Below are 4,393 nucleotides of genomic sequence, written 5' to 3'. Positions count from 1 at the left end.
CGGGGGATTGAGCAGCGGGTTCTCATCCGAAAATAGGACTGACCAGCGTCATCGGCAAAGCGGGACACTGGGTGCGTCCGCCAGTAGATGAAAAGAAGTCTTAACCTGTCTCGATTAACTGGGCGCCTTTGAGAACCCGCTGAGCAAGCCCCCGTGCGAACCAGACAACTACCTCAGCGTATTTCGGACCGGCAATCCGAAAAAATCTCAACCTGATTTTTGCCGAGCGCCCACCCAATATTGTTTTTCAACAATATTACCCACCCCCCATTACTCGCCCATGAATAATCGGGTTTAGGGTCGCCGCGCCACGGCCATGATCTCGAATTCGTCAATCTCCAACGGCCGCCGTCCCCAGTTGCCCGCAGTGCCGCCCCAGACGTGCTGCACATCAAATCCCGCGGTTGTGAGCATCAGCCGCAGCTCTGTGGCCACGTAGCCCCGCTCGCGTACGTTGATCGTCTGCTTACCCTGGGGCGCGTCGATCTCCATGGTGCTGTGCTCGCACATGGTCAGCGGATCGTAGCGGCCCGCGGCCACATCCTCCGCCGAGTACAGCCGGGCCTGGCGCAGGCCGTTGAGCGTGGTCATCAGAAAACCCGCGCCGGGCTTTAAGGACTCTAGGATATTACGCAGCACCTGCAGGTCGCGCTCTATCGGATCGTCCTCAGCTCCGAGCAAAGCCAGTCCGCCCTCGCACAGACAGATCGCCGCGTCGTATTGCCGTTGCGAGTGAAACTGCGCCACGTCGGAACGGATCAGCTCCAGCTCCACCCCGGCGCGTTGCGCGGCCAAGCGCGCTTGGTCGAGCATCCCCTGTGAGAAGTCCACGCCCGTGACCTCGAAGCCGCGCGAGGCCAGCTCCACCGCATGACGGCCCGTGCCGCAGCCCACGTCGAGCACGCTTTGCCCTACGGTCAGTCCGAGCTGCTCGATCAGAAAGTCGACCTCGGCCGTGGTATTGGCCGTGAACTCGTTTTGCATGTACTGCGGCGCGTGATTGTCGAAAAACTCTTCCCACTGGCTACGCTTTGCCATTGTCCAACCCCTGATTTGCGGCTACTTGGGCGCGCCGAGGTAGCGCTGCTTGAGCCGGCGCTGGATCAACCCCTGTTCGACGATCGTATCGTAGATCGCGTTGGCCAACTGCCAATGGCCCAGGGGAAACATGTGTACATCGTCGAAAAAAAGCTCGCCGGGATCGTAGCCCGACTGCTGTAGGACGCTCAGTCCGTCGACCATCGGCGCGGGAACATGCCAGCCCGCGGGATAGGGCTCGACCCGCAGCTCGCCGTTCTCGTGCAGCACATAGCTGACCAGCATCAGGTCCACGCCCTGGCGGCGGCAGGTCTCGTAGATCAGATCGATATTGTTCAGCTGCGCGTTGCCGGTCTCGGGCTGCGCCAGGCGTTCGCGAATCGGCACGACCATGTGCTGCAGCAGGTAGTACAGCCGACTGTGCCACAACAGGCGCTGAACCACGCCCACCATTCCCGGCGGCTGAACCACCGGCTCGAGGGTCCCCAGCTCCGAGTCGCCGGGATTGGCGTAGAGCAACACCATGTCCGGATCCCAGGCCAGCAGCTCGTTCTGCAGGAAACGCAAAATCTGCAACGTATTGAATCCAGGCACTCCGGCGTTGAGCACCTCGAAGTGAAATCCGCTCTGCCGCTCGTTGAGGAAGCGTTCGAGGAAAGCGGAGAAGGTCTGATGATCGCCGACCTGCACGCCGTAGGTCACCGAGTCGCCCACCGCGATAATGCGGTAGTTGAAGAACGGCTTGTCGCGGGTGAACTCGTAATCGTCGCGCCAGCGGAAGTGCCCCAGCTCGTCGAACGCCCAGCCGGTAACCGGATCGGCCTTGAGCCGCACGCGCTCGGGATCGGGGTTGAACGTGGCGGCCAGTCCCTGAGGATCCACGACCTTGAGGTAGCCCCAGACCGCTATCCGCGCCGCGACCTCGAGCAGCAACAGCACCAGCAGCACGCTGATCAGCGCGAAGCTCAGTCGCTTGAGTCTTTTGCGGCGTGTGGGGGTGAGGCGCATTGCCTTCGGACGCTAGCATGCGCTCGAATTAGCCCGCAAGCCCGGACTATTTATAACGATGTTTCATTCGACACTGGGCAGGGCGTTGTCCGGTGACCAGCGTAATTTGCGAGCTTTGAGGCGGCTCCAAACCGCATCGGCCCGCAAGCCTGGAGATGCTTTACGTAACGCTGGGCGGGGCGTTGCCCAACGACCAGCGTGATACGCGAGCTTTGTGCCCGGCTCCAAGCCGCATTGTCAGCGCTTGGTATTTATGTTAACCAGAACTGCCTTCCATGTTACTCACATTCGAGAGTTAAATGAGCGAACAAAAACAGCGGGAACTCACGATCTGGCAGCGTCTGCTCTACGCCTCGGGCGAGATGGGCGTTACGCTTTCGCCCTCGATCATTGTCGGCTGGCTGCTGTACTTCTACACCGGCCAGGTGGACGAGGCCGGCAACAAGATCTACATCGTTGGCTACTTGGCGTTCGCCCTGGTGAATTTCCTGGGCCGGATGGTCGACTCGGTGGCCGACCCGTTTGTGGGCTACATGTCCGACCGCTATCACACGCGTTGGGGCCGCCGTATTCCGTGGGTTGTAATCGGCGCACCGTTCCTCACGCTGTTCTCGATTATCCTCTGGTATCCGCCCTCCGAGCCCGGAGCCTGGGCCAACGTCGCCTGGCTGATCTTCGGCCTATCCGGATTCTGGTTCTTCTACACCGCGGTGGTCGCGCCCTACCTCTCGCTGCTGCCCGAGATCACGCACAGCAACGACGAGCGCATCGAGACCTCGACCTATATGGGCTACTTCGACGTGCTGGGCATGATCGTCGCCACGGCGCTGCTGGGCTTCCTGATTTACATCGGCATGGGCACGCCGGACCTGGTGGTGACGCATCCTGACGAGGGCACGATCACCTACCGGCTGACCGGCGAGGACGGCGAATACCTCGATCCGGTGACCCTGCCGATGGGCGCCGAGTCGCTGACCGTGGCCGTGGCCGACTTCAACCAGGACGACATCCCCGACGTTGTGACCGCCAACCTGGGCGGCAACAGCATTTCGGTCCGCCTGGGCCAAGGCAACGGCGAATTCGGCGAGCTGGTCGAGCTGCCCATGGGCCAATCACCGTTCTCCGTGGCCGTGGCCGACTTCAACGGCGACCACATCTACGACGTGGTTACGGCCAACGCCCTGGGCAACGACGTGAGCATGCGCCTGGGCGTGGGCGACGGCACCTTCGGCGAGGTCGAGAGCCTGCCCGTGGGCGACGGCCCGAGCTGGGTTACGACCCTGGATCTGAATAAAGACCGGCTGCCGGACATGATCGTCGCCAACTCGCGCAGCGGCAGCGTCTCGGTGCTGCTCTCCACAGGCGGCGGCGCGTTTGACGAGGCGCTCGAGCTGCCCATGGGCACGCGGATTTCGCAGGCCACGGCCGAGGACCTCAACGACGACGGCTATCCCGAGCTGATCGCCTTTGACGAGGTCGAGCAGCGCCTGGCGATTCGCCTGGGCAATCCCGACTGCACCTTCGCCTACCTGGCGCACTTCCCCATCGACGCCCCGGGCGTTTCAGTCTGGCCGCGCGACCTGAACCGCGACGGCGAACAGGACCTGGTAGTGCCCGCGGGCCAGGGCCAGCCGGTGCAGATCTTGTTTGGCAAGGGCCACGCGATGTTCCGCGAGGCGGCCAAGCTCGACCTGGGCCCCTCGCCGATCATCGTGGTGATGAACGACATCAACGACGACGGCGCGCCGGACCTGGCCGCGGCCAACTTCAACAACGAGAACGTCTCGCTGCGCGTGAGCAACCGAGACGGCACATTCGAGGACCTGCAACTGGTGGCCATGGCCGGGCCGATCTTCGACCTACAGGTGGCGGACCTCGACGGCGGCGGCGTCAACCTGGGGCCGATCCACTTTTCGGACGGCTACAAGTTCGCGGCCTGGGTGCTGGGCATCGCGATGATGCTCTTCTTCTGGGTTTCGGTGCTCAACGTGCGCGAGCGCCCGATGGACGCCAGCAAGCAAGTCCCCTTCAAGTTCTGGGAGGCCTTCGGCCACTGCCTGAAAAACCCCGGCTTCTGGCCCTACGTGATCTGCGTCAGCTTCTTCCGCGTGGCGATCGACATCCTGGTGGCGATGATCCCGTTCATGGTCGTGGTGATCATGGGCTTCACCGAGGACATCGCGGGCATGGTCCAGGGCGCCATCGTGATCATCTCGCTGCCCGCGTTCGTGCTGGTCTACAAATGGTCGGCCCGGGTCGGCAAGAAAAAGGTGTTCCTGATCGGCAACGGCATATTCGCGCTCTGCCTGCCGCTGCTGGTGACCATGAAGCACTTCCCGATCTTCGG

The 4,393-nt window shown here is 62.5% G+C and carries 3 protein-coding genes; 1 reads left to right on the top strand and 2 read right to left on the bottom strand.

Features of this window, described 5'->3' with window-relative positions; genetic code table 11:
* Positions 1-294 precede the first annotated feature (294 nt).
* Both P9M14_00815 and P9M14_00810 read right to left on the bottom strand, forming a co-directional pair.
* Positions 295-1,038 (bottom strand): class I SAM-dependent methyltransferase, encoded by a 744-nt coding sequence (locus P9M14_00815; GenBank protein ID MDP8254266.1) that lies wholly within the window; start codon positions 1,036-1,038, stop codon positions 295-297.
* A gap of 21 nt (positions 1,039-1,059) precedes the next feature.
* Positions 1,060-2,046, bottom strand: coding sequence for a GDSL-type esterase/lipase family protein (locus P9M14_00810; GenBank protein MDP8254265.1), 987 nt, complete (start codon positions 2,044-2,046; stop codon positions 1,060-1,062).
* Positions 2,047-2,345: 299 nt separating this feature from the next.
* Here P9M14_00810 and P9M14_00805 point away from each other — a divergent pair.
* Positions 2,346-4,393, top strand: a 2,048-nt coding sequence (locus P9M14_00805) for an MFS transporter (protein ID MDP8254264.1), incomplete at its 3' end; no start/stop codon positions are given.

It is taken from the genome of Candidatus Alcyoniella australis (assembly GCA_030765605.1).
Lineage (GTDB): Bacteria > Lernaellota > Lernaellaia > JAVCCG01 > Alcyoniellaceae > Alcyoniella > Alcyoniella australis.
The sequence above is the reverse complement of the archived record's forward strand: the minus strand, read 5'-3'. Positions and strand labels throughout refer to the sequence as shown.